This is a genomic window from Cryobacterium sp. GrIS_2_6, assembly GCF_035984545.1.
GTDB lineage: Bacteria > Actinomycetota > Actinomycetes > Actinomycetales > Microbacteriaceae > Cryobacterium.
Genome location: NZ_JAXCHP010000001.1, coordinates 1103985 through 1128421, shown reverse-complemented (window position 1 = coordinate 1128421; position 24437 = coordinate 1103985). Strand labels below are relative to the sequence as shown.

Annotated in this window: 20 protein-coding genes and 4 tRNA genes; 10 read left to right on the top strand and 14 right to left on the bottom strand. The window is 63.4% G+C overall.

All coding sequences use genetic code 11. The features are described 5' to 3' along the window. Position 1 precedes the first annotated feature (1 nt). The 5 genes from thrS to RCH22_RS05765 all read right to left on the bottom strand — a co-directional run bounded on the left by thrS (position 2) and on the right by RCH22_RS05765 (position 3125). Positions 2–1954 (bottom strand): threonine--tRNA ligase, encoded by a 1953-nt coding sequence (thrS, locus tag RCH22_RS05785; RefSeq protein ID WP_327013135.1) that lies wholly within the window; start codon positions 1952–1954, stop codon positions 2–4. Positions 1955–2046: 92 nt separating this feature from the next. After that, positions 2047–2718: an HIRAN domain-containing protein gene (locus tag RCH22_RS05780; RefSeq protein ID WP_327013134.1), complete on the bottom strand. Its 672-nt coding sequence runs from the start codon at positions 2716–2718 to the stop codon at positions 2047–2049. A 104-nt stretch (positions 2719–2822) separates the two neighbouring features. After that, positions 2823–2894: transfer RNA gene (locus tag RCH22_RS05775), tRNA-Val, on the bottom strand. 35 nt (positions 2895–2929) lie between these two features. Continuing rightward, a tRNA-Cys gene (locus tag RCH22_RS05770) sits at positions 2930–3003 on the bottom strand. 50 nt (positions 3004–3053) lie between these two features. Continuing rightward, positions 3054–3125: transfer RNA gene (locus RCH22_RS05765), tRNA-Gly, on the bottom strand. Positions 3126–3283: 158 nt separating this feature from the next. On the opposite strand from RCH22_RS05765, the gene RCH22_RS05760 reads away from it, so the two are divergent. Then, positions 3284–3356, top strand: a tRNA-Val gene (locus tag RCH22_RS05760). Between the two features lie 72 nt (positions 3357–3428). Here the strand turns inward: RCH22_RS05760 and RCH22_RS05755 are convergent. After that, complete coding sequence (locus tag RCH22_RS05755) at positions 3429–4580, bottom strand: tyrosine-type recombinase/integrase (protein ID WP_327013133.1); 1152 nt, start codon at positions 4578–4580, stop codon at positions 3429–3431. Positions 4581–4710: 130 nt separating this feature from the next. Between RCH22_RS05755 and RCH22_RS05750 the strand changes: the two genes are divergently transcribed. Continuing rightward, entirely contained in the window at positions 4711–4911 is a 201-nt protein-coding gene (locus tag RCH22_RS05750) for a helix-turn-helix domain-containing protein (RefSeq protein ID WP_327013132.1), read from the top strand. A gap of 698 nt (positions 4912–5609) precedes the next feature. Further along, the gene (locus RCH22_RS05745; RefSeq protein ID WP_327013131.1) at positions 5610–5756 is read left to right on the top strand and encodes a hypothetical protein; all 147 of its coding nucleotides are present in this window, start codon (positions 5610–5612) and stop codon (positions 5754–5756) included. Positions 5757–6053: 297 nt separating this feature from the next. Here the strand turns inward: RCH22_RS05745 and RCH22_RS21155 are convergent, their stop codons facing one another. Next, entirely contained in the window at positions 6054–6383 is a 330-nt protein-coding gene (locus RCH22_RS21155) for a hypothetical protein (protein WP_369125298.1), read from the bottom strand. Between the two features lie 227 nt (positions 6384–6610). On the opposite strand from RCH22_RS21155, the gene RCH22_RS05735 reads away from it, so the two are divergent. After that, positions 6611–7561, top strand: coding sequence for a hypothetical protein (locus RCH22_RS05735; protein ID WP_327013129.1), 951 nt, complete (start codon positions 6611–6613; stop codon positions 7559–7561). A gap of 9 nt (positions 7562–7570) precedes the next feature. Here RCH22_RS05735 and RCH22_RS05730 read toward each other — a convergent pair whose 3' ends face one another. After that, positions 7571–7825, bottom strand: coding sequence for a hypothetical protein (locus RCH22_RS05730; protein WP_327013128.1), 255 nt, complete (start codon positions 7823–7825; stop codon positions 7571–7573). 1426 nt (positions 7826–9251) lie between these two features. On the opposite strand from RCH22_RS05730, the gene RCH22_RS05725 reads away from it, so the two are divergent. After that, positions 9252–10121 carry a hypothetical protein gene (locus tag RCH22_RS05725; protein ID WP_327013127.1) on the top strand — a complete coding sequence of 290 codons (870 nt, stop codon included), beginning with the start codon at positions 9252–9254 and terminating at the stop codon, positions 10119–10121. Positions 10122–10341: 220 nt separating this feature from the next. Here RCH22_RS05725 and RCH22_RS05720 read toward each other — a convergent pair whose 3' ends face one another. After that, complete coding sequence (locus RCH22_RS05720; protein ID WP_327013126.1) at positions 10342–11565, bottom strand: hypothetical protein; 1224 nt, start codon at positions 11563–11565, stop codon at positions 10342–10344. 52 nt (positions 11566–11617) lie between these two features. Then, positions 11618–12193, bottom strand: a complete 576-nt coding sequence (locus tag RCH22_RS05715; protein WP_327013125.1) for a TetR/AcrR family transcriptional regulator — start codon at positions 12191–12193, stop codon at positions 11618–11620. A 329-nt stretch (positions 12194–12522) separates the two neighbouring features. Between RCH22_RS05715 and RCH22_RS05710 the strand changes: the two genes are divergently transcribed. The 5 genes from RCH22_RS05710 (at position 12523) to RCH22_RS05690 (ending at position 20247) form a co-directional block, all read left to right on the top strand. Next, on the top strand, positions 12523–13554 hold the full coding sequence (locus tag RCH22_RS05710; protein WP_327013124.1) for a hypothetical protein: 1032 nt from the start codon (positions 12523–12525) through the stop codon (positions 13552–13554). A gap of 1175 nt (positions 13555–14729) precedes the next feature. Next, positions 14730–17573 carry a hypothetical protein gene (locus tag RCH22_RS05705; RefSeq protein ID WP_327013123.1) on the top strand — a complete coding sequence of 948 codons (2844 nt, stop codon included), beginning with the start codon at positions 14730–14732 and terminating at the stop codon, positions 17571–17573. Positions 17574–19397: 1824 nt separating this feature from the next. Continuing rightward, positions 19398–19694: a hypothetical protein gene (locus RCH22_RS05700; RefSeq protein WP_327013122.1), complete on the top strand. Its 297-nt coding sequence runs from the start codon at positions 19398–19400 to the stop codon at positions 19692–19694. A 96-nt stretch (positions 19695–19790) separates the two neighbouring features. Beyond that, positions 19791–20087, top strand: coding sequence for a hypothetical protein (locus tag RCH22_RS05695; protein WP_327013121.1), 297 nt, complete (start codon positions 19791–19793; stop codon positions 20085–20087). A 10-nt stretch (positions 20088–20097) separates the two neighbouring features. Continuing rightward, positions 20098–20247, top strand: a complete 150-nt coding sequence (locus RCH22_RS05690) for a hypothetical protein (protein ID WP_327013120.1) — start codon at positions 20098–20100, stop codon at positions 20245–20247. On the opposite strand, the gene RCH22_RS05685 is transcribed toward RCH22_RS05690, so the two are convergent. The 4 genes from RCH22_RS05685 to RCH22_RS05670 all read right to left on the bottom strand — a co-directional run bounded on the left by RCH22_RS05685 (position 20214) and on the right by RCH22_RS05670 (position 24430). Further along, entirely contained in the window at positions 20214–21179 is a 966-nt protein-coding gene (locus RCH22_RS05685) for a site-specific integrase (RefSeq protein ID WP_327013119.1), read from the bottom strand. The two genes, RCH22_RS05690 and RCH22_RS05685, sit on opposite strands and share 34 nt — an antisense overlap. Before the next feature lie 71 nt (positions 21180–21250). Further along, positions 21251–22084, bottom strand: a complete 834-nt coding sequence (locus RCH22_RS05680; protein ID WP_327013118.1) for a XamI family restriction endonuclease — start codon at positions 22082–22084, stop codon at positions 21251–21253. Between the two features lie 37 nt (positions 22085–22121). Beyond that, a complete protein-coding gene (locus RCH22_RS05675; protein ID WP_327013117.1) occupies positions 22122–23756 on the bottom strand; it encodes a methyltransferase in 1635 nt (544 codons plus the stop codon). Positions 23757–23803: 47 nt separating this feature from the next. Beyond that, complete coding sequence (locus RCH22_RS05670) at positions 23804–24430, bottom strand: hypothetical protein (RefSeq protein WP_327013116.1); 627 nt, start codon at positions 24428–24430, stop codon at positions 23804–23806. Between the last annotated feature and the right edge of the window lie 7 nt (positions 24431–24437).

Sequence of the window (24437 nt, the reverse complement as noted above, 5' to 3'; positions counted from 1 at the left end):
CTCAGACCTGCGCCTTCGTTGCGATCGCGTCGACGATACGGGCGATCGCATCCGCGACGGGGATGCCGTTCTCCTGGGTACCGTCCCTGAAGCGGAAGCTCACCGATCCGGCTGCACGGTCGTCTTCGCCTGCGATCAGCTGGAACGGCACCTTCGCCTTGGTGTGGGTGCGGATCTTCTTGGGCATCCGGTCGCTCGAGGTGTCGAGTTCGGCGCGCACCCCGAGTGCCTTCAGCTGCCGGATGACATCCCCGAGATAGTCCTCGTACGCTTCGGCGACGGGGATGCCGACGACCTGGATCGGGGACAGCCAGACCGGGAAGGCGCCGGCATAGTGCTCGAGGAGGATCGCGAAGAAGCGCTCGATGGAGCCGAGGAGGGCACGGTGGATCATCACGGGCTGCTGGCGGGTCCCGTCGGAGGCGGTGTACTCCAGCTCGAAGAGTTCCGGCTGGTTGAAGTCGAGCTGGACCGTGGAGAGCTGCCAGGTTCTGCCGATCGCGTCCCTGGCCTGGACGGAGATCTTCGGGCCGTAGAACGCCGCTCCGCCCGGGTCGCTGACCAGTTCGAGCCCGGACTCGACGGCGACCTGCCTGAGGGTCTCGGTTGCCTCGTCCCATTGCTCGTCGGTGCCGACGAACTTGACCGGGTCCTTGGTGGAGAGTTCGAGGTAGAAGTCGGTGAGCCCGTAGCCCCGGAGCGTCTCGAAGACGAACTCGAGCTGGCTGGCGACCTCCGCCTTCACCTGGCTCGCGGTGACGTAGATGTGGGCATCGTCCTGGGTGAGCCCGCGCACCCGGGTGAGGCCGGACAGCGTTCCGCTCTTCTCGTACCGGTAGACGGTGCCGAATTCGGCCAGGCGCAGCGGAAGTTCGCGGTAGCTGCGGCCCCGCGCCTTGAAGATGAGGTTGTGCATCGGGCAGTTCATCGGCTTCAGGTAGTAGTCCTGGCCCTGACGGGTGATGTTCCCCTCCGCGTCGACCTCTTCGTCGAGGTGCATCGGCGGGAACATGCCGTCCTTGTACCACTGCAGGTGCCCGCTGGTCTCGAACAGGTGCGCCTTCGTGATGTGCGGCGTGTTGACGAGGTCGTAGCCGTTCGCGAGCAGCTGCTCGCGCATGTAGTTCTCGATCTCCGCGCGGATGATCCCGCCCTTGGGGTGGAAGACCGCGAGTCCGGAACCGATTTCCTCCGGGAAGGAGAACAGGTCGAGCTCCTGGCCGAGCTTGCGGTGGTCGCGCTTGGCGGCTTCCTCCTGTCGAGCCTGGAAGGCGCGCAGTTCGTCCTTGGTCGGCCAGGCGGTCCCGTAGATTCGCTGCAGCTGCGGGTTCTTCTCCGAGCCGCGCCAGTATGCGGCGGCGAGTCTGGTCAGCGAGTATCCGTTGCCGATCATGCGGGTGTTCGGCAGGTGCGGGCCACGGCAGAGGTCTTTCCAGACCGTCTCGCCCGTCTTCGGGTCGACGTTGTCGTAGATGGTGAGCTCGGCGCCGCCGACCTCGACCGATTCGTTGTCCGCGGTGGCCGCGACGGCGCCGCCCTTGAGCCCGATCAGCTCGAGCTTGTACGGTTCCGCGGCGAATTCGGCCCTGGCGTCGTCATCGGTCACGACGCGCCGCACGAAACGCTGGCCCTGGCGGATGATGCGGTCCATGGCCTTCTCGAGCGCCTTGATGTCTTCTGGCGTGAACGGCACCTCGACATCGAAGTCGTAGTAGAAGCCGTCCGTCACGGGCGGACCGATCCCCAGGCGCGCCGCCGGGTTGACGTTCTGGACCGCCTGGGCGAGCACGTGCGCCGCCGAGTGGCGAAGGATGTTCAGGCCGTCCGCAGACGAAATCGTCACGGGTTCCACGACATCCGTCTGGGTCAGCGTCGCGGCGAGATCCTTGAGCTCACCGTTGACGCGCATTGCGACAACAGACCGGTCGGTGAAAAGCTCAAAGCCGTCAGCCACGTGTAGTACTCCTCAGTATTGTGCGAACCCCTCCAACTTTAGCGGCGCGGTCGCGACAGGGATTCCCCGTGCAGCTGCGGCGGATGCCCGGCTCAGGCCACGAGGACGGTGTCGCGCGCGCGCGGCGGCACGGGTGCCCCCTGCGGCAACCGGCGGAAGAGATGCCCGATGACGTCCGGTGAAGAGGCGATCACCTTGACAAGGCCGGGTCGGTCAGTGGCGGGAGTCGGGTCGGATGCGAGGGTGACCGCCAGGAGTCCGGCTCCGCCGTCGAGGAGCGGGGAGAGCCCGGCGGCGATCCGCGGGCTGACGTGGCCGACCGGGCGCCCGGTCGCCGCGTGCACGGCGATCGCACGATCGCCGGACCCGCTCGCCTGCTCGCGGACGAGCGTGACAACCGAACCGGGCTGGAGGAGTCCCTCCCGTGCGACGATCGTGCGCTGGTCGACATTGCGCAGCCAGAAGCTCCAGATGCCGAGGCCGCGCAGGTGGCGGTTGCCGAGCGCGACGACCCGGCCGGTGCTGGGCTCGGTCAGCCACAATTCACCGGCGTCGGCGGCGAGGTACAGGTTGGGCAGTCCCTGCGCATCGGAGATGAGCAGGCGCTCCCAGTCCTGCGGTGGCAGGTACCTGTTCGCCGGAACCCCGCGCCGGGGTGCCGTGCGGGCGACCGGGCGGTCGGTGACGTCAGCGCACACGACGGCCGGGAAATCCGTCGCCCGCCGGCCGAACCGGATGCCGTGCGGCACCGTGTGCGAATTCATGGCGAACCTCCCCCTTGAGAGTGCTGCACCAGGCCCCGGACCGGTATCCCCATTCCGGTGGACGTTAAACGAAAAAACCCCCGGCTTAACCGGGGGTTTATCTGTGGGCGATACTGGGATCGAACCAGTGACCTCTTCCGTGTCAGGGAAGCGCGCTACCGCTGCGCCAATCGCCCAAATCTAGTGCTTCAAGAACTTCGTTCTCCAAGACTGGAGGTGGATACGGGATTCGAACCCGTGTATACGGCTTTGCAGGCCGCTGCCTCGCCTCTCGGCCAATCCACCGTATTCGGGTTCATACCAAAGAGAATCGGCCTTTCGGCCGATTCAATTCGAGCGGATGACGAGATTCGAACTCGCGACCCTCACCTTGGCAAGGTGATGCGCTACCACTGCGCCACATCCGCAACTGCGCGCATTTCTGCGTGCTTTGAAGACTGTACCGGTACTTTTCCGGATATACAAACCGAGCGGAACTTGAGCGTCGGGTGGCGCGTCGGTGCACGACAGGCGCCCGGTCTGGGCTAGTATCGAGAGTCGCGGTGGAACAGAATTCGCTCGCCGCGGGCGATTGGCGCAGTTGGTAGCGCGCTTCCTTCACACGGAAGAGGTCATCGGTTCGAGTCCGGTATCGCCCACACACCAAACAGCAGGTCAAAGGCCCTTTCCGAATCAAATCGGAAAGGGCCTTCTCTTCTTCCACAAACATTTCACAAACGTTTTGTTTCTGGAGATACCGGTGTTGACCACTGCTCTGCGGCCTTTCCGAGGGCGTCCGCCACACCGTCTAAATCGTCTTCAAATAGGTCCGCGTAGATGTCCAGGGTCACTGCAGCGCTCGCGTGGCCAAGCATTCGCTGCACCGATTTTACGTTTGCCCCCGCGTGGATGGCGAGGCTCGCCGCAGCGTGACGGAGGTCATGCGGGGTTACCTTCGGGAACGGCTCGAACGGCTTTCCGTGGGCCGCCTCGGCGCGCGCAGCGTTCACCGCGGCTATCGCGACATTGAAAGTACGCGGCCTCCAGTTGTTGAGCCGGATGGGGCTCCCCGAATTGCCTGGGAAGACAAGCTCCGCCTTGAGCCGGCCCGCAGTTTGGGTGGCCACGAGGTCGGCGATGAACGCGGGCATGGGGACTGACCGAGATCGTTTACTCTTCGTCGGGCCGGTCTCCATGACTCCGAGAACCTCGGTTACCGATGTGCGCAGGTTGATACGCCGGCGCGGCAAATCCAAGTCGCCGATGGTCAGTGCGGCAGCCTCTCCAAAGCGCAGCCCTGTGTAGGCAAGGAAGAGAACGATGGTGCGGGACTCCGGCCGGATCGCGTCGGCGAGCTCGAACACGTCGCCGTGGGTCAGGTAGAGGTTCTTCCGCTTCTGGGCACGAGGAAGCTCAAGCTCGAGGGCGACGTTTGCCGGCACCAGCCGGGCAGTCACGGCGAGGCGCAGCGCACCACGGAGGACGCCTACCGCCTTCTCGATGGTGGCCGCCCCTGCGCCGGAATCACTCATGTCCTGGACCCAATCCTGAACATCCGCGTTGGCGATGTCCCCTACTGACCAGCCTTCCCATTTCGGCATGGTCCACTTCGAGGCGTGGAACTGTCGGTTGGCAGCGGTACTTGGTGTTTTGGCAGCGGTCCGGGCCAAGTGCTCGGTAATGAGCTCCCCAACCTTCCGCCGCCGGGCGGACTCAGAGATGAATGTTCCGCTGTTCTTGTCGAGTAGGGATGTAGCCGCCCAGGTGGACGCATCTCTCTTGGTCTTGAACCCCCGCTTCTCGGTCGACTTCCCAGTCGGCTTCCGGTATCGGACCATCCAACGGTCGCCGGCCTGAGTGGGATATTTCGCGAAGGATGCCATGCGGCCCAGCCTATGAGCGCATCCGGTGGCGCTTGTACCAACGGGCGTCCCATCTTTTGGGGGCACTCCGTACATGGCGTGCGTGATGACTTCGAGCGCACCGGTAGATTCCCGCCGCAGGGGAATGGGTATGACGCCTTACCCGACTCCCACTCCCCTGCTCACCGCCAAGCAGACCGCCACTTGGCTGGCCACCTCCGAAGCCGCACTCTCGCAGCTGCGATATCGCGGCGAGGGCCCGGCATATGTTCAGCTGGGCAGGGCCGTCCGGTACCGGGTTACCGATGTCGAGGACTTCATCGACGCGGCCGTCGTACGCACCTCGCGATAGGCAGGAACGACACCGCGTTCGCACGACCGTGGCGTCGACACTAAAATCGAAGTCGACACAACGAGGAGGCGGCCATGAAGTCACCAGAACCCGGACAGCGATTACGCCGTCCCCACAACGAATTGAAGACTGCGATACGCGAGTACATGCGAGGCCTCGGAGGCGGTACCGCCGCAACGGTTGAACTCACTGCGATGCTGGAAGAGAAATTCGAGAACGTCGGCAAATCCACGGTCCGAGCGTCGATGCAAGATGAGCGATACTTCGAGCGTGTCTCTCCCGGGATCTTCAGATTGAAGCCAGGCGCCTAACCGCCCGCGCCTGAAGCGATAGCCCAGAAACGACGAATCGCCCCACCCTCCGAGATGGAGAGCGGGGCGATTGTCTTGCGCAGAATGTGGCTAGGCGGCGTGCTTGGGCGCGGCCCTGATTCAGCCGTCCACGGAAATGGTCATCGGGACCAACGACGCCGGCACCTGCTACGTCGGTTTGTTGCGGTCGGCGACTGGGAAAAAGTTCTTCATGACCGATGCCGGGCCGGCTGTGGCGCCATAGGTCGCCGGGGTGACTGTCACCGGGTGTTTGGATCCCAGCGTTGTGGATTGGACATTCCCGCCGTCCGGGGGTGGAGATAGGACACCCCTCGCATTTCCGCTGCCGCGGGCACCGCCAGACAGACTCATCGGCTCGGCAGCGTCGTGCTGACTGCGGCCCTGGTCTCCAGACGGAGCCTCCCCGAGGTCAACGGTCCCGTGGCGTGGCTTCTCACCGCGGTTTTCGTGGTTGTCGAGCTCGCCTGCCTCCGCCTGTACGACGATTCCTGGCACCAGCAGAACGCCGATTGAATCGCCTTCCATGTGCCCACCCCGTACGAGGCACAAGCCATGAGTTGCGCTGCCTTATTGACCTGTGGCGGACCGATACGGTGACGCGAGCAGCTCACACCACAAGCAGCACCGCTGCGTCCTACGAGATTCGCAATAATGCTTGACTGGGGAACGCCCAAGTTCACATATCAGAAAGAAAATCGGTAGATCACCATGCACATTGCACAGACAGCACGCATCGCCATCGTCGTAGCCCTTGCAACCGTCCTGCTCACGGGCTGTTCCGCAGCCGCGCCGAGCACTGAGGCCACCACTTCACCGACCGCAACGGCTGGACAACCGGCACCCAACAGTGCGCACGGTGACTTTACCGAACGGGCCACCAAGGGTCAGATCGGCGTCACCGTGATCAAGGTCCTCAGCCCTCGGTCCTTCGTCGTCGGGCCCAACGCCTTCGAGCAGAAGAAGAACAAGCTCTCTGGCGAACTCACCATCCAGATCCGCGCTGACTCTGGCCTGATCACCCCCGCGCAGGGCGCCTGCGGTTACGACGAAACACTCGCCTTCGTTACTCAGTACTTCACCACGAACCCGGAAAACGCCTATGTTCTTGCCGGGAACTTCGACAGCGACCAGTACTACCAAGACCTCATCCGCGCGGGCTTCGCGTACATCCCTAACAACGAGGGCATCCTCAAGAACGTCCAGGCCGACGCGCAGGACAACAAGACCGGTCTCTGGACCACCTGTCCCGGCTTCGGTGCATAGCCGACAGTAAGGACTGCCGGCGCTCTATCGCGCATGAACGTCAGTGAGCACCTGCACACCCACCATCCATCCAGCACGACAACTCAGAAAGGGGTCTGAAGACCATGACCGACAAGATCACCACCAGTGCCCCGGACGCCGGTGCACCTAAAGGCGGAGCACCCACGCTCAAGGCCCGCGCGCTCAAGGCCCTGAAGCCGCGCAAGAAGCTCATCGCCATCATCGCCGCCGCTGTGCTCGTCGCTGCGGGCATCACCGTCACCTCCGTGAGCGTGGCCAACGCCAACGCCGAAGAGACCGCACGCCAGTGCACGGTGGCCCTGAAGGACGGCGCCGACACTACCAAGCTCGCAGCTGCCTCTCTCGCAGCGACCGACGCGGCCCTCGTGGCCGTCACGAGCACCACGTTGCCGGCTAACGGCGGCACCAGCACTGCCTACGCAGCCCGACCGGGTGTCGCAGCTGTTGCGCCAGTCGCAGCCGTAGCGGCTACAGAGGCTGTTCCGGCTGTTGCCGAGGTCGCGGCCGTCGCTGCTCGCCCGAGCGGCACCGACCTGGTCAGCGCCGCAACCACGGCACGCGCAGCCCTGGCGGAGATCGTGATCCCCACCACCTGCACCGAGCGCGCCCAGGCGGAACGGATCGTTGCGCTCACCGCAGCGGAGAAGAGCGCCACCACGACGCTCGACACGAGCGACACGGCACTGACTGCCGACTTCACTGCGTTCCAGGGCGAGGAAGCAGCGCGCATCGCCGCGGAGATCGAAGCCGCACGAGTCGCCGCTGAGGCCGCTGCGGCCGAGGCCGCGCGAGTCGCCGCTGAGGCAGAGGCAGCCCGTGTCGCCGATGCGCAGGCGGCCGCGAAGAAGTACACCTCGTCCAGCTCTGGCTCCGGTTCCTCCAGCGGCGGCAGCAGCTCGAGTGGTTCCGGTAGCAGTGGTGGTTCCGGTCCCAGCGGCAGTCACCCCGTCGGCGGCGGCATCGGGCTCGGTAGCAACAACGGTGCCTGCCTGACATCCAACGGCATGGGCGGTACCAAACTCTGCGGCTCTTAGGTACCTGCTTCAGCTCGCCGCGAGTTCCGCGAGGTAGCTCTGCCGGCGGCTGTCGGCGAGCTCCTTATTCTCGAACGTTCCGATCCAGGTCTCGAACAGGGGAAGTCCCTCGAGCTTGAGTTCAACGAAGAGGTCCAAACCTTCAAGGGTGACCGCGAGCCGGGGCCGCACCGAGACGACGTGCTCGGGGTTGATCCAGCGGACGGCGCCCGGCGCACTCAGGCCGGTGACGCGGCCGGGCAGCGCTACGATGACACTTCTCAAGTCCTGGAGCGTGAGATGCCAGCGTTAGCGCAGCTGTAACAGAGCTCGTGCTGACGAAGGCAGGAACGGGCAAAAATAGGGCCGTTGCATTCAGCGGATGGTGGAAGCCGACGGATTCCTGCTTTCCTTTGAACGGGCGGTTGGCATTTGGTCGAGAAGCTCCGAGCGCCTGTTGTGACCCTGGCCTGTGAGCACCAGGAAGATGGTCGCATCGAGACGAAACCCTAGGGCCGCCGTCAATGACTTTATGAATGCCGGACTCACCATCATTGGGCCATCGCTGAACCAGCGGGCCTCCGTGCCGTATTGGAAGGAGGCGACGAGGGTCCGGACGCCGACGCACGAAGCGTCGCTCGGGCGGAGGCGGGGCGGGGCGGGGCGGACTAATCTATCTCTGTTACCGCGTCCTGAGAGCGATCAGGGTCTTCCGGAATTGGACAAAACTTGATGCTTCCCTCTTCTGGGCGCAATGAGTATCCAGCATTCTCTGCAGCTCTCTGAACGGCGCGATTGAAGTCGCAGACGGGATCCTCAGTGACAAGCTGTCTGTACAAGCGCCGGGTCGCTTTGTAAGAAATCTTTCCTTGAGTAACGATGACCTCGGACCGCGTTCGTGGAACTGCGACCCACCCCTCAATCGCGTTCCCGGGGGCGACTCGGGATTTGGGGTCCCACGACCCATCACAGGCAATGACCAACAGGCGCGCCGCTCCGAGCTCGGATCCATCCAGTAGCTCAGAGGGGGTCCACCATGGTGCACGGCCGGGGCCGCAGCGGAAACGCCAGGGAGCGGACGTCGAACCATGACCGTCGAGGATGGTCACGAAAGTCTTGCGCATGAGCGCTTCTCTCACGTCGGCCGGGCTGAAACAGTCCGCGATTTCGACATTCTTCATTGAACTGATCAGTTCTCGGGTGCGTCGACCCTGATCAGCTGTGTCCGTCGAGATGAAGAGCGCTGTCGCCATAGCCTGACCGTACCCCACAGCTTGGAACCATCAGTTCGTTCATGCCCTTGGCGAGAGATTCTTGCGGTGTATTCGGGCTCAACGCAGTTCTCGTGATAGTCGTCGCGAACCTGGCCTTGGAGTTGTAGAGCCCGTTGCGCGACTCTTTCATATATTCGTGGATGGACCTTGTCCGTGTCCCTCGGGTCTCGACCCATCTTCCCCAAAGGGTCTGTCGCCAGACTTTCCGCACGTCATTGTCCCGGTCGAACCTAGCAAGTTGGAACGGCGCGGGGTGAGATGCTCGGAGCATTGCAATCCGAATTTCTCTGAACAGTTTGTCCCACGCGTCGAGCACGGGCTCGGGGTGCCACACCTGAAGCGAGTAAAAAAAGGACCAACTCTGGGGTGGAACGGCCCCGATTGCTGCAACGGCCAGCTGCCCCACGATGATGTCTGGGCAACGATAGTGTCGTCTGATGACCGACTTGCGACACTACCTCTACCGGTACGAGCGGACCGGCCCCAAAAGCATTACCTGGAATATCGTTAGGGAACTCACCGCTGACGAGTACTCGGCGGTTGGTAGTGCAATTTCGACGGTGTACGAAGCGATTCGCGGAGTAGCCGGGTTCGCAAAGGTCGCGCACAGCGATCTCGATGACCTCATGACGCGGCTTCACGCGATGGCCGCGGACGAGTCACTCCGGATCCGAGCCGAGACGTGGCCCACCCACCTGCAGTACCGTGTGGTCGCTGTCAGCGCAGCGATCCGGATGCATGAGGAACATGTTCTGGCCGCCATTCGGCGCCGGTACGGTAAGGAGAGCCACGAAGAGCAAGAAGCCAAGCGCATCTTCAACGAAGTCTTCGACGGATCCCTTGCATATCGCGTGATCTATTCCCTCCGAAACGCCGTTGTGCACGGATCTCGCGGTCTGGTTACGTCATTCGGGAAATCCGCTCTGGTAGCTGACGGCGGAGGGGAGCGCATAGACACTGTCATCGAACTCAGACTCCGGCGAGATGGCGTTGCGAAATCAACCTTCAAGGCTGCAGTGCGCAATGAAGTTGTCGCGCTAACCGAAGATCCCGACTTGGTCGTCTTCTGCCAGCTGGCTCTGGCTGCGATTAAGGTCGTCCAGCAGCGACTGGATAGCCTCGTGAATCCTGATTTGCCCGCCGCCGTGAGGTTGCTGCGGAACTACATCGATGAGGTGATGACTCTTCGCGACATACCCCGCTTCCACGAGCACGAGTTCGGTCAGCCGCACATAGGGCTAGTGATACTTGGAATGACCGAGGGAATCGCGCAATACGTACTGGCAGCGACCGTCCCTCGAGCTTGAGCTTAACGAAGCTAAGTCCACACCTTCGAGGCTGACCGAGAGCCGCAGACACACGGAGACGACCTGTTCTGGGTTCATCTATCGGACTGCGCCCGGCGCGCTCAGGCTGGTGACGCGGCCAGGCAGCGCAACGAGTCGAGCCATGGTGAGCCTCCTGAGACCGGCGATGCCAGAACGGATTTTGCCAAGGCGGGCCGGCACTTCGACTGGGAGAGACTGCCTACCAGCCCGTGTCGCACGACCAGGAGGCCCCCCAGCCGTAGCCCGAGACCTCGTAGGTGCTGACGTTGATGGCACCAACCGGGATGTTGAGGGTGCTGCCGTAGCCGACTGACTGGCTCCCGCCAGCCCCGTTGCAAGTGCCCGAATTGCTGTGAATCTGAATTGCACGCCAAGGAGAGGGAGAGCCAACGCCGGACGACGAACCACCCGAGGAGGACGAACCACCCGTGGAGGACGAACCGCCGCTGGATGAGCTGCCACCGCTGGATGAGGAGGAACCACTGCCGCTGGACGACTTGGAGCTGCTGCTCGACTTGGAGCTGCTGCCGGATGAGGAACTGGCCTTCGTGGCGGCATTGGCTGCGGCCTGAGCTGCCGCGGCTTCGGCGGCCTTCTGGGCTTCGACGGCGTCGTGTGACGTCTTGGCTGCGATGCCCGCCTGCGTGTAGGTCCAGAGGGTGTCGAGGACGGTGCCGTCGTCCTTCACCGCGGCGATGGCTGCGGTCAAGGCGTCGCGTTCGGGCGCGCCGGCCGACGGGGTGGCGTCCAGGCGGGCCTGGCCGGATGCCGGGACCGAGTTGACAACAGGGATGAACGCGGCGGTGACGGCCTTGGTGACCTTGTCAACGGTTGCAGCCAGGTGTGCGTTGCCCTTGGCGGAACCGGCGGCGTCGGTGGTGAGCTTGGCGATGGTTGCCGTGGCCGCGGTGATCGTGTCGGTCTCTGCTTTCGCTGAGACACCAGGTACGGTTGTGGCCGCGATGGCGTTCGTGAGGGAGAGGCCGGTCGCCAGGTCGAGGTGACGGTCGGCGGCGATGCTCGCTACCGTGTCAACCAGGCTCTTGCGCGCTGCTTCCAGCGCCGCCAGGGCGCCTGGGTCGGCGAGGCCGGCTGCGGCCCCCACCAGGGCGGTCACCTTGGTGCTCAGGGTCGCGCCGGCAACCAGGTCGTCCACCAGCGTCTTGCTGGCGGTGGCGTCCAGGGTGCGGGCGGCGGCCAGGGCGGTGACAGCTTCGAGGTTAGCCGTGACTGCGTTGGCGTGCGTGGCCGCGTTGGCTGCGGTGACGACGCCGAATCCGCCGGCGGTGGCACCGGTGATGAGCAGGGCGGCGAGGCCGATGCGAGCGGCCTTCGGGAAGGCAGAGAGATGAACTCGCAGCTCCTGCACCATACGTTCAGGACCGCTCGCGCGCTCAAACTCGCTGAAAATCGAATCCCCCATTGCAAGCCCCTTTTGGGGACTCAGCATACTGTACGACCGTACAACAAGGGAGCTAGAGGAAGCGTTTTGGATACACCACGCCAAGCGCGGGGAGGGCGCGTGCGAGCATTTCTTCAATTCGCTCGGGGAGGTCCTCGCGGTCGGCGAGTCGATTGGAGACCTCCTGCACACCGGAAAAGTAGGCCACGAGATGCCAAGCCTCGAGGTCATGGTCAAGCCCGGTCGGTATCTCTCCGGCCGCCTCCGCCTCACGGAGCAGCATCCCGATTCGCGCGACCCAGCCGAGGTACGGAGTCGGCAAGGCGACCGGGATGAGGTGATACTCCCGGACTAGGCGCACTGCGGCTCGAACGCGGACGTCATCCCGAAAGGCACCAGCGACTCCTCGGATTGAAGCGACGATGGCCTCCATCCCGTGAACAGCCTGAGCATCGAGCACGTTGGCGAACGGCGGACGCGAAAACGAAGCGCGCACGAGTTCGAGTGCAATATCGGCCTTGGCGGCGAAGTGATATTGAACCTGCCCCTTTCCGGTTGCTGCCTTCTCAGCGATGAGGCCAATCGAGGTGCCCGCATAACCGCGGTCGGCGAAATCAATTGCCGCGGCAGCCAGGATCCGGTCCCGCATCGCCGCCGACCGGGAATCATTTCGAGCCACCGTGCCTCCTGCGCTTCCCGAGCCTCAGCACGACGCGGCCTATTGCCGGAGCCCTGAACGACGACAGGCGCCGAAGGGAAAATCCGCGTGTAGCTATCTTCCACATTAGCCATCACCCTCGAAAGTCCACGCCACAAAGTGTTGTACGCTCGTACAAGTTCCGGTGAGACTCAAATCTCGACGGACAGTGGGGATTCCGGGGGGGGGTCCGGGACTGTATGGCTGCTCCAGTCAGATTCGACTCTGGCCGGGGCAGCCTTCCTCGAAGGCTTCACGAGCCGGCATGAAGAAAGCCTCAGATGCACGCACCACTGCAGTTGCGCCGCCGGTTCCCCATCGTCGGCGGGGCCCTCATCGTGGCCCTCCTCGCAGGCATTTGGGCAACGGACACCGCAGCCACCGCCTCCACCGCCCAAATGCAAACCGCCGAGTCAGCGTACTCCGAGGCCCTCAGCACCGTGCTCGCGGCGCGCACCACCGCCGTCACCCAGGTGACCGAGGCCCGGGCGGACCGCACGACCGCGACAGGCAGCCTGGCCAGCAGCGCCGGTACAGTCCTGCGCCCCGAAGCTCCCGACGCCCTCAGCGCCGCCGTGGCCTTAGCTGAACCTCTTGTGGTCGGTGCCAAACGGGAACTGGCCGCTGGTGGGAGTGCCCTCACTCTAATTCTCTCCACCCCGAAGGACAGCCCCGCAGCCTACGAGGCTGCGACTGCCTCGCTGGGACAGCTGCACCCCGTTGGCGTGACCGTTGACCTCGCGACCCCCACAGAAGCGGTCACCGCCGCCGTGCTCGCCTGGCAGGACGAAACCGCCAAACAAGCCGCCGCGGCCTCCGCCAAGCTAGCCGCCACCCAGGCGGCAGCCGCCAAGGCAGCGGCGACAAAAGCTGCGAAGGCGGCATCCGCTGTTGCTGCTGCCGCCGCGTCACCTGTGCCCTCCACCATTGTCGGCCCCGGTCCGACCGCAGCGGCGGCTCCCTCCGGTGGAACCAAGGTCGCCCAGACGATCTGGGACGTATGGACAGCAGGCGGGCAACCCGAGATCGACGCCTGCAAGGGCGCAGTAGACCTCACCGCCCAATACAAAGTGCCGGTCATCGTCGAGCACTGGTTCTGCGGCGGCAACGCCTTCCCGACAACAGCCGGAGCCACGGTCACCCTCACTGGCCTGCACGCCGGTCTCTGGCGGGTTGACGGCGTGGTCCTCACCGTCAATGCGACCACGCAGAACACCTCAGTTCTCCCCGTTGACCGCGAGCTGATGTTCCAGACGTGCAACAACAACACGTCCACGACTACCATCTTCATCGCGCTTACGAAAGTCGGATAACTCTCAACAAACGCACGAGCGCAGGAGTCCAGTTGGTCCGGCTCCACAACGGACCTCCGGGACTACTTCGTAATGGCCACGGCCAAGGATGCCCCTGCAACAAGGATCGAGACCAAAGCAATTCCCGCAGAGCTCCAAGCCATCCGACGAGAAAATCGATCCGATTCCGCAGAGGCCTGCACCGATTGGCGAGCAAGGCCAATGTTGGCTTCAGTGAGTTCCACGAGTCGGACCATCGCCGCCTGGGTCTCTTTAGCAACATCGACTTGAGCCTTCGCCAACTGCTAGCAAATCGCGATGAAGTTCCCAATACTGCGTACCAGATTCCTGACCGACGCGGGAACCCGTGGGCGGCTCTGCGGGATTGAATTTGGGATGTTTGGGCATGCCGTACCTCAGTCTCGAAGCTCAGATGCAGGAGCCCCGACGAGCAGTGACTGTCTGAACGCTGCTGCGCTTCATCTGCGGACCAACGTCGAAGTCAGGGCCCTCGGGATCGGCCCGCAGCTTTGACTAGGTAAAGAACGCAGCAAGGACCTTTACCGGAGCTCCACCGGCGATTTTCGCCGTGTGACTGGGGTTCAGGGGTGTTCGCAGATTTGGCAAAGAAGTACCGGGCAAACAGCCCCATGAGTGATTAGGCACATGTTCACTGAATCCATTTTCAACATGTCTCTGTCACTTCCTTCCTGACTGTTTCACCTTCACTCCTCTACTCGCCTTCCCTTACCCCTTACATCTCTTTCCTAGTGCGATAGCGAGCGGTAAAGAAAACGGTAAAGGACGCCTCTACTTGCTCCACTTTCCTGGCTGAGGCGCCAAGCCACACTGGCTCCATCGTCCAGTCGAGTTATTCCCGGCTAGCACTCAGGTAGGGCCTAGTACCCGCCGCAGGGGAATAGGTGAGGCGAACTAGTTCGCGTCAGGCAGGGCTCGACACCCCTTCAGCGGGGAGCCATGAATTCCGGCAGCAGAACTGAGGGTCCCAAAACGGGGATTCCGACAACTCTGCCTGTTTGCCGCGCCTGCGCCTCTTGTCTACGAGCAGAACGAGATCAACAACACACTGAACCGCCAGCATCAACGGCACCCACATACGGCACTCCAATTAGGGAGGCCTTCTCCCTAGTCCAAAGCAGCCGGAATCCGGCTCCCCCGTGATTAGGACCCACATTTTGAACGCAATACCGACCACCCCAGCTGTTGCCCTCAATGTTGCCCATACGACCTACCTGGCCGACCGTCAGGCAATACCTTCACCGTTCGCCCTTGAGGCCGGTGTCCGTTCCTACACCGGTGCCGATGACCTGCCAGAGAGCATCGCCTGGGCAGGGAAGTACGGCCCCGGCATACTATTCCGCCACGAGGGTCCGACCGGCACAATCGTTTACCAGGTGAAGCCCGACACCAAACCGGCAGACTCCGATAGCAAGTACATCCAGGAAGCAGGCGTCCAGGCTCTATCCATCCACCCGTCCCGCAAACACCTCATCGGCAAGGCCACGCGCATCGTGATTGTCGAGGGCACGAAGCAGGCGCTCGCGGTCGCGGCCTGGGCTGCCCCAGATTGGCTCGTCATCGGGGTCCAGGGCTGCAACGGGTGGTCTCATAACGGAGTCCCACTTCCGGAGCTGACGCTCGCCAAGCTTGCCGACCCCTCCGCTGTGTTCACCCACATCGTCACGACTGCAACGGCGACCAAGCTCGCCGTCACCGAAAAGCTCCATGGCCCCGAAGTCGTCGTTCTCTTTGACGGTGATGCCGCCACAAACTACAACGTCCGGCTCGCCGCCGACCGGTTGGCCGAGGTCATGGAACTTGACGGTGCAGCGATGGTCACCTTCGCTGCGGCGCCCACATCCTCAGGCGTCGATGACTACCTCGCCAGCCGCATTGCCGGTGGGGATGACCTGGTCCGCTCGAGTCTGGCGCTCATCCTCGCCAACGGGAAGACGAAGGCCAAACTCGGGCGCATGCCCGCCAAGCCCAAGCGCACCGGCGGCACCGCCGTCACCGCACGAGTCGATGTCGAAGGTGGCCGCATCATCCGCGAGCAGAAGGACATCGAGACGGGAAGGGTCACCGGCGTCGAAGTCCTCCTGGAGGCAGCAATCACAATCACTCGAACCGTCGAAATCCACGACCCGCTCAACGACATTCTGCGCAAGAAGATTCTCCTCGCCCATGATCTGGACATCGTGATGACGGATCCAAAGCAAGAGCGATTCGTCACAGTCTCGATCACTGACGTTCCCGACCGGGAACTCTGCAACGTCCGGCTGCTGCTCAACCGCGCCGGTGTCATCGGCACGACGGTCACCCCTAACCCTGAGGTCAACCGAGTCGACCAGCTCATAGAAGCGGCTATCCGCGACCACGCTGCCGACCGTCGAAAGTACGCGACCGAAATCACGCACGTCGGCTGGACGACCGCTCCTAATAGTCACTTTGCGGTCTACGCTCACGTCGGCGGCGGAATCAGTCAGTTCGGCGAGGACAATTGGACGCGCGCTCACGTCGGGGAAGAGCACCAGCCCTTCGATTTCTCGGGGGCACTCCCCAAGATGAGACCCGAGTTGCGAACGGCCCTGACCAAAACTTTCGAGCTGCTGCGGTCATTCAAACGGCCCGAAGTCTCGTTCGCCATCCTCGGTCATACGTTCGCTGCTTTCGCGGGGCTGGATCCCAAGGGTGGGTACGCCTTCATTGGCCCGCAGGGGTCGGGCAAGTCCGCGGCAATGCTTGCAGCCGGTGCGTTTGTCTCACCCGAATTCGTACGGAAACCCATGTTCTCAGTTGCTTCAACGCCAAAATCGCTGCCCGACGCAGGCAGAGGAATCTGCAATGCTCCGTACATCCTGGACGACTACAAGCGCCTTCTTGGCAACCAATTCGACTCAATCACCAACGCCCTGGACACAGCCATCCGGGTCGGCTACGGCGACCCCCGTCCCTCACGCCTCAAAGTTGACCGCAACACCAACGACGTCGTCTCGGCGCCCGGCGACCGTTCACAGCCGCACTTTGTTATGGCAGGCGAAATACCACTGGTGAACGCTTCAGCTCTGGAACGGCAGCTCATCATTCGCTTCAAGGGCGACCACTCGAACCTCTCCGACAATACCGACAGCCTGCTGGACTCGGTTGGACTCGGCGGGTACCCTCAGATGGTCAGCGCCGCCTTCATCTCGTGGTGCGCAAAACAAATCGATACGTCTGGTGAGCCTTGGAAGCCGGGCTTCAAGGACTGGGTAAAGGAGCTTCGCCAACGCCGAGACAACCATGCGTCGGACCTACTCCTGATTCACGAAGCCGGAGTCCTCACCCCGCGCACGGCCAAGCTGGTCGGGCATCTCCTCGTGGGCGTTGAGCTGTTCGCGGAGTTCGTCGAGGACGCCACGCCGGGCCTTGGCATTCTCGGCATCCCTGACCTGCCGTTCCTCAACGTGGCACAGCAGGTATTCGTGGCAGCGGCGGTGTCGCACCACCAGTCGCACCTCGCCCATGTGAGCCCGCAGGCTTCAGCGATTGAGAAGCTCGCAACAATGCTCATCACCGGTGACGCCCGTATGGTCGGTAGCGAACCCCTACCGATGGCGGTGCAGCAGATGAAGCTGTCTGCACCGGAAGTCGCTGTGAAGACCTTGGTTGCTGGCGAGCCCGCCATGGCCTTCATCCCGGCGACCTCTGCCAAAGCTCTACGCTCAATCGACCCGCACGCCGGGTGGACCGAGCAGACTCTTAAGGCCGCCCTCGCCGACGTCGCCATCAAGTCCACCTCCGGTGCCACGCTGCGCCTCGTTGGCATCGCCGGGGCTAAGGTCCAGTGCCTTGTCATCCCTATGGACACGTGGCTGAAGCTCACCGGCCGCCGCGATGATGACCCAGTCACCGAGTCGTTCGAGGATATGCCGATGTATCACCTGGACTCTTTCGCACGCGCCGGCAGCTGGGATGCCCTGGACGCTCATGTCAAGGCGTCTCGCGTGCAGGGAATCTCAACGGCCGCTTCCAAGTAGCACCTTCGGGCGGTCGATTTGTTGTCGGCCGCCCAAGCCCGGCCCTCGCCGAGAGGACACCAAATGTTCGGCATTTGCGCCTCGCGCAGCATCGCCGCTCCAACCCCAACGCCGAAGTCGTCCTCTGCGCGAATAGTTCGACCCACGCCGTATTCGACCTGGAACAGGTCTTGACCGACGACCTGGCCGGGCCCTCGCTGCAGTTGGCAGGGCCAGCCCGGCCGCCGCACTCACCGATGTCCTTTAGGCCAGAGACGGGCCGAACCGGCGTGGTCGAAAGCCCGGCCGGAAGGACGACTCCGTTCACCTCCTGATCGACGTCGAGGGCCAAGAAGGAGACGCAGCCGCCGTCGCCGCGGCTACAGCCGTCATCGAACGCGGCGGCGTCTCCCACGTCCACGGGCCCGGGGCCTCCAGCTCCACCAGGCTGGCGGAACCCTCGCCGGTAGCCTTCACCCTGCACCACCACCACAGCTTCCCCCGAGGACACACCGATCATTTATAGCAACGCGTCGAGACACCGGCAATCGAAGCCCAGCACGCCTGCATCGCAGCGCGACAGGAGCCTCCGGTCCTCCGCTCTCGTTGCCGGCGGTAGCCGCTATCGAAAGTGACTTCAAGAGGCAAGAAATATCCCATATGAAGAGTGTCCCAGCGCCGCGGGCACCAGTCCCGCTCGCTGCAATTAGGTGGGCCGTCGGGCTGTGCGAAGGCCTGAAGCCTCCGGAGGTTGCCGATGCAATCGGTGCCCGGGGTCGAGTGGATGCACGAGCGCTTGTTGAGTTTCGCCGCCGCACACAAGTCGGAATACATTGGCTCCTCGATCTACAGGCCGATGAGATCCACTCGGGCCTTGGCTAGGTCAAGCTTTGCCTCCCGGGCACCACCCCCGACCTCTATTCCGCGATGCACCACGTTGCGTGCGGAACGGCCGGATAGAGATCTGGGAGCCCTCTCCGATACGCCCGCGACGAACGCCTCCGCAACGGCAGGGACCCGTCAGCCACCTGGACACTCACCTCGGCCAAGTGGGCGCGAGGGCCAAATCCAGGATCGGACACGGGTTTGCAGCCATCATGCTGTGCCTGGCCCGGAGCCCAAGATTGAGGACCCAGACCTGCGGCCTCCTCGCAAAATGCCACCGACGGGGACCCGAATTCGAAGAGTCGCTTCGCGGCAGCGCCAAAAAGCATCAGGGTGGAGTGCAAGCTTGGGCCGTCGCAGGATGGGCGGTAATGGGGTCATTTTGAATCTCAAAATCGCGTGAAATTCGTCGAATACTGATGGGTTTATTTCGATGCCGTTGAGGTGTCATTTTCCAGTACATCCGCGTGCTTTCACCGCAAGAACGAGGCCCAAATTCGCGTCGATGACTCCTCATACCCGTCGTCTGAGCAAGCCAGCGGCTGGCCGACAACCACCCCACGGAACACCGCGGCGACGGAGCACTCACCGCGTTTCGGGTGCAGCCCTTCGGTCAATCGCATCCCGTTCACAATCTCGCGAAGCTGTCCAACCAATGGCCGAAACGACCACGCTCCGGCAATCCCAACCGCCCGGGAATCGCACATAATGTTGGAGAGCTGCGCCTTGTAGGGATCGCTCGGCTCGCCCCAGCTACTACCGCCACTGCCACGACCGTGAGAGCTGTATCGGAGCGAAATAGCACCTCGACGGCCGCCAAGAGCACACGCGTTTCGTCGCGCCGTTTCGCTCGCCGTGCACGCCGGGGATGAGACTCTCGGCAAGCCGTGCCGGCCCTGGGAATTCCCCACCATGCCGGCGGCTGAGGACGCTACCTGGGGCGACGACGCCCTCGCCTGCTTGCACGCCGTAGTCGCCCAGCAGGCCGAACTCCTCGGGCTGGAAGCCACCATTGCTTCGAGCCGGGGCGGCCGGCTGGCGACCGTGTGGCTGGAAGCCACCGACGAGCCGGAGGACGACGGAGTGCTTGACCTCGGGATGGACTTCTCGGGGGACGCGACGCCCGCAGCGCCTCTCAGCTTGACCGCGCACATCCAAGCTTTCCTCGCCGGCCTGAGCGCCGACCTCGAGGCGCTGCGGGCCAGCCTGCCCCGTCATGACGATGAGGGCGAGCGGCGGCAAGCGCTGCACGACTGAGGGTGGAGCAAGGCCCGGTGGTCGATAACTACCGGGCCTTTTTGCGCGCACCGCGCATAGAGAAGGGCGAGGGCCGTCGGCCCAGAGGAGACGACTATGGACAGCACTGAAGAGGTCACTAAGCTAACCGGCACCGAGGGCGGCAGGTGGCGCGTTTGGACCCAGGGAAGCTCGCACCTCCTCGACTTGGATGCGATGACCGTCGAGCGCGTCCCGGGCCCAGGCCGACCCGCCAGTTTCAACGACCGGCCGCGCCCCATCCGCACCATCGAGGAGTGCAATGTCGGCGCTTCGGGTCGCTGGACGATGGTCTCCGATGACCCCGAGGTTGAGTTCTTCTGGCACGTCACCTCGACGGTTCGCCGCATCGAACGAGTTGCCGAGCCGGAGTAAGCTCGCCGCCATGAGGCCCATCGCGAGCTTGCCCGGCCCCGAAGGCGACCAGCCCGTGGCCCTCACCGGCGAGGAGCCATGGCTCACCACAGAGGACCGCTTCCACTACCTCGGCGCGGCCGCTGCTCAGAGCCCCAACGAGCCGGCCGAAGAGTCCTGAATCGCTGTGGCCCCACGGATATAGCCCAGGGCCACGGCTACACTCGCGTGGCGCGATGTCCTCATGATCTGCTCTATCGGGACCCCGGCCTTTGAGGCTTGAGTGATATGCGATGCGCGCGTGGAGTGGGCCGACAAACCATCCAGCTCAACCCCCGCCGCGGCCGACCGGCTCTGCAATATCGCGTTGACGCTTTGCCCCGTCAGGCCACCTGCCAGCACAACTCCGGTACGGCTAACCCTGGCGAAGACGAGGTCACTTTTGGACTCACCGCGGACACCGAGCCACTGCCTCAACGCGCGCAGCGGATCCGTCGCGGCGTGACGCCCAGCCGGCACGCCGATGACCGCACCGGCTCCGTCCTGGTCGGCTTTCGAGCGACGGATGCTGATGCGGATGCCCTCGGGCGAGAGGTGCAGGTCGGCGCGGGTCAGGGCCACCAGCTCACTCCGGCGCATCGCCGAAGCGAAGGCGAGGAGAATCAGCGCCGCGTCCCGCTTGCCGGCAACGGTCTCACGGTCGATGGGCGCGAGGATCCTCTTGAGCTCGGGTACGTCGAAGGCCCGCGCCTGATGGAGCGGTGCGGTCCCGAGTCTGCGTCGCAAGCCGGCCATTGTCGTCTTCACGCCGCGCGAGTCGGTTGGGTCCCGGTGGCCGCCGGACAGGTGGGCGTCCCGGATTGCCGCGACCGTAACCGTGATGGTGGACATAGATTTGGACTCGGCGAGCTCGACAAGAAACGCTGCACACACGGCGGGGTTAGTCGGCAAGCTCGGCTGACCGTTCGCCTGGCACCAGACGACGAAACCACGCATCGCCGAGCGATAGGTCCGCCGCGTGTTGGGTGCCTGGGATTCGATGAGCGCGGCTTCGATGAGCGCCACCTGTACGAGCGTGAGAGGTGAGCCGAGCGGCAAGATTTCGTTGGTCATGACCACCTCTATGCGCGGTCAGATCCCGATAATGCTCGAGGCCCGTGGAGCAGTGCTAAGCGTGGTTATCGCTATGGCACGCGAGTTCCCTCAATCCACTCCGTAAGCGTTTCTAGGTCATGTGCCCACCAAATTGAGAGGCCAGCGGCCTGGGCATCCACGAGATTCTTCAACTTGAACACGCCGCCGAGCATGGCGCCGGGAACCACCTGGCGAGTTCCGAATTCATTGATCCAAGCCGTCGCCTTCGCGGCGGCGTCGTTATTGAGGCGTTTGACGGAATTGGTACTCGAGTTACTGACCTTGCATTCAAGAGCAAGAACCCTGTCATCCCAAAGGCGCACGATGATGTCCGCCTTACGGGAGCCGAACTCGGACTCGCCGCAAAACTCCCCGCGGTTCGGAGCCTGGACCAAGGTTGGAATTCGGCGGGTGTGGACCTCCGTGAATTTCGCGGCGAGCAGTGCGTCTTTTACCATCTGTTCCTGAGCACCCTTGGACTCATTGGCTCGCGCGGTGAGCACTTTGCGTGCAGCCATGAGCGCTGAGGTAGATATGACCGCGGCTGCCCGTTCTGCTTCTGTCGGCTCTCGACCCTCAGAGACCCATGGAAACCGATTGCTATCCAATCCAAGCCGGATGATGTCTATCGCGCGGGTTGACGCCTCCGGGTCATTGCGAAATGCGGTCGCCGAGAGCCGGACCTCGGCAACTGTCTTTAGGTCAGCCTCTGAAATTGGCGGGCCGGTGAGATAGCGAACGGCGGTACGCACATCTGCATCGAGGAGATACGTCGTTGCATTGGTCTCGAGCGAAACGAGGTCAATTGACGACTCCAGCAGATCTTCGACGATTTCCCTGGCTTCTTGGAAGTGCCTGGAATACTCCTCAAGCGGCTCTTGCATCCGCTCCTCTCGAAAAAGGAGAGTCGAGGCCGTCAAATCAGTCGATAGTTGCGTTGGATCCCATTGCGGAGGTAAAAGCGTCATAGTTTCTGAGCGTAGCGAGGTTCGGGATCGGCAGCCGCTCCATCTCCCGCGGTTCGAATTTCGTTAGACCCCCCGAGTAGGTGCGGCCCTGGCCCAAAACAACGGAGGAGTTCAACGCCAAAGCCAGGTTGCGCAGCACGGTCTCGCCGAGTTCCTGGCGCGGGTAGAGCCCGTGGGCAATATTTATGTGCCGAGCCCCGACCTCATTGAGGACAAAGGCCGGCGGCCTGCGCGCCATGTAAGTGGCGAGCACCGGCGCAGGAGCGCGCAGACCGACCGCCCACCAGGCTTTCCGATTTCGGGCGACGTACCCAGAGTGCGCTGAGAGCTTCCGAGCTCCCCTCAAGAACTTGTCGATAGTCTTGCGCTCGGCTTCGTCGAGAAGGTCCAAGTCGGTCGGGATATCTATAACGTCCCGAAGACCGTCGGAAGTCGTGAGCGTACTGCCAGCAGCGAAGAGCTCCCGCGCCTTCGTGATGGACGGAAAGAGTACCGACTCGGGCAACCCAGATCCACCGCGGGATACCCAGACGGCGTTCGCACCAGTTACAGCGCCCCGATGCACTCTGACGAGCTCGCCCAATTCGATGGAGCCCTCAGGTACGAGTGTTCGAGTGCGGATGAAGGTTGACCAGCGGCTGGCCTCGACCAGACGCGCATAGGCGACCGGGTTTCCGGTATCGCTGAGCGCCCCAAGGGCGGCGAGAGTCGGCACGGTGCGAAAGCCGATTGATTCGACCGGCGAACCGATGCGGAAGGTCGTCACGGCAGCCGTCGTTTGCGTGCCTTCGAAGGGCTCGGCCTCCGGATCAATCACATGGATCTGCTCGCCGCCGAGGGTCTCTGTCAGAAGGCTTCGGACGACGGACCCGTAGTTCACGTCAAGCCACTCGGCGGAGGTCACATAGCAGCCGACATCCCCCTTCTTGCCCAGCAGGCCAGTGGCCAAGAAAAAGTACACGTGCAGCCCGGCCAGCCCACTGACTTTGTGCCCGAGGATGGCCGCAGCCTTCTGCGCCCAAGCCTTCGATACCGCCGGCAGCTGGTGGTGACGAAGGTAAGGAGGGTTGCCGACGAACGCCGTCCGGCCGCCAAATTTGGGGAGTTGAGCGCGCGTGAAATCGCCCTGGACAACGAGGCAGTCGGCCTTCGCGAGCACCGCCACCGTTGCGCGCGTCATGATGGTCGCGAGGGGGTCCAAATCAATCGCGATGACCGGCATCGCTGGGTTGTGGCGGAGGAGGGAAGCGGTGTAACGGCCGGAACCACAACCTGCATCCACCACGCGGTCGGGCTTCTGGCGCAAAGTCCATTCGACCATCGGCTCGACAATTTCATCGGGGGTGTAGACGGTCCCACTCCCCCGTCGCTCTGCGGCATCGCGGAGCGCATAGAAGAGTTTCCCGAGCGGGTCGCCACCGGCAAGGAGCTGGTCGCGCGCCTCGAATGCGACCTCGGCAGAGGGTGCAGGTGACTCGGAAGCCTCCGCGATTAGCTCGCTCTCCGCCTTCGTCAGCGGGCCACCAGCGTCGGCGGCGCCCAGAGAAATGGCGAGCTGCACGATGCTGTGGGAGAGGGGAATTGTCACTCCCCCATCATGCGGCAAACCGGCGACAGAGGTGGCATCGACGCGGATCAAAAGAGCACCTCGCCTTCGTCGGCCTGGGCTCGTGGGTTGGGCGCTGGAGAGTCAATCCTGATTGCGCGGCAGGCTTGCGAGCAGCTACCCAGGGTGAGCCCCCAGGGGCCCGGGTCAACAACGACGACGTCAATGATGCGGTGCTCGACCAGCTCACGGAGGGCACCAATGACGAGCTCACGACCGGCCGTGCCCCTCACTCCGGAGTCGAGAACAACGACACGCTCGAGCTGGCTCAATGAAGGTTGCGCGGCGAGGAATGCGTGCAGTGCCCGGATGCGCCGGCTGAACTCCTCGGCCTCTCCGTCGCGTTCGCCGGGGAGCACCACGCTTGTCAGCGAGACGTCCACTAGCGGGCCAACGTCGACACCTGCCGCGCTCCGCAAGTCGAGCTCGACTTCCTGGGCTTCCGTCTGACCCGGCCAACCGTCACTGATGGTTGCGATTCGGATGCCTGCGGCCGCCGCCCGGGCGATGAGCTCGATGGCGTTTTCCCGGCCAGCCATCGCCACCGGGGCATCGAGCAAGTCGCCCGAAGCACGCGCAAAGAGCTCGCGCTGCTGCGCGCCGTGGCTTGACGGATCTGGGTTGATGGCGCTGGGGCCGAGTACGAGGAGTTGCATGCCCATA

Excerpts from the sequence above, each read along its gene's own strand:
- RCH22_RS05780 (WP_327013134.1), bottom strand. The coding sequence starts at position 2,718 with ATGAATTCGCACACGGTGCCGCACGGCATCCGGTTCGGCCGGCGGGCG.
- RCH22_RS05755 (WP_327013133.1), bottom strand. The coding sequence starts at position 4,580 with ATGGCATCCTTCGCGAAATATCCCACTCAGGCCGGCGACCGTTGGATG.
- RCH22_RS05750 (WP_327013132.1), top strand. The coding sequence starts at position 4,711 with ATGACGCCTTACCCGACTCCCACTCCCCTGCTCACCGCCAAGCAGACC.
- RCH22_RS05735 (WP_327013129.1), top strand. The coding sequence starts at position 6,611 with ATGACCGACAAGATCACCACCAGTGCCCCGGACGCCGGTGCACCTAAA.
- RCH22_RS05725 (WP_327013127.1), top strand. The coding sequence starts at position 9,252 with ATGACCGACTTGCGACACTACCTCTACCGGTACGAGCGGACCGGCCCC.
- RCH22_RS05720 (WP_327013126.1), bottom strand. The coding sequence starts at position 11,565 with ATGGGGGATTCGATTTTCAGCGAGTTTGAGCGCGCGAGCGGTCCTGAA.
- RCH22_RS05715 (WP_327013125.1), bottom strand. The coding sequence starts at position 12,193 with ATGCGGGACCGGATCCTGGCTGCCGCGGCAATTGATTTCGCCGACCGC.
- RCH22_RS05710 (WP_327013124.1), top strand. The coding sequence starts at position 12,523 with ATGCACGCACCACTGCAGTTGCGCCGCCGGTTCCCCATCGTCGGCGGG.
- RCH22_RS05695 (WP_327013121.1), top strand. The coding sequence starts at position 19,791 with ATGGACAGCACTGAAGAGGTCACTAAGCTAACCGGCACCGAGGGCGGC.
- RCH22_RS05690 (WP_327013120.1), top strand. The coding sequence starts at position 20,098 with ATGAGGCCCATCGCGAGCTTGCCCGGCCCCGAAGGCGACCAGCCCGTG.
- RCH22_RS05685 (WP_327013119.1), bottom strand. The coding sequence starts at position 21,179 with ATGACCAACGAAATCTTGCCGCTCGGCTCACCTCTCACGCTCGTACAG.
- RCH22_RS05680 (WP_327013118.1), bottom strand. The coding sequence starts at position 22,084 with ATGCAAGAGCCGCTTGAGGAGTATTCCAGGCACTTCCAAGAAGCCAGG.
- RCH22_RS05670 (WP_327013116.1), bottom strand. The coding sequence starts at position 24,430 with ATGCAACTCCTCGTACTCGGCCCCAGCGCCATCAACCCAGATCCGTCA.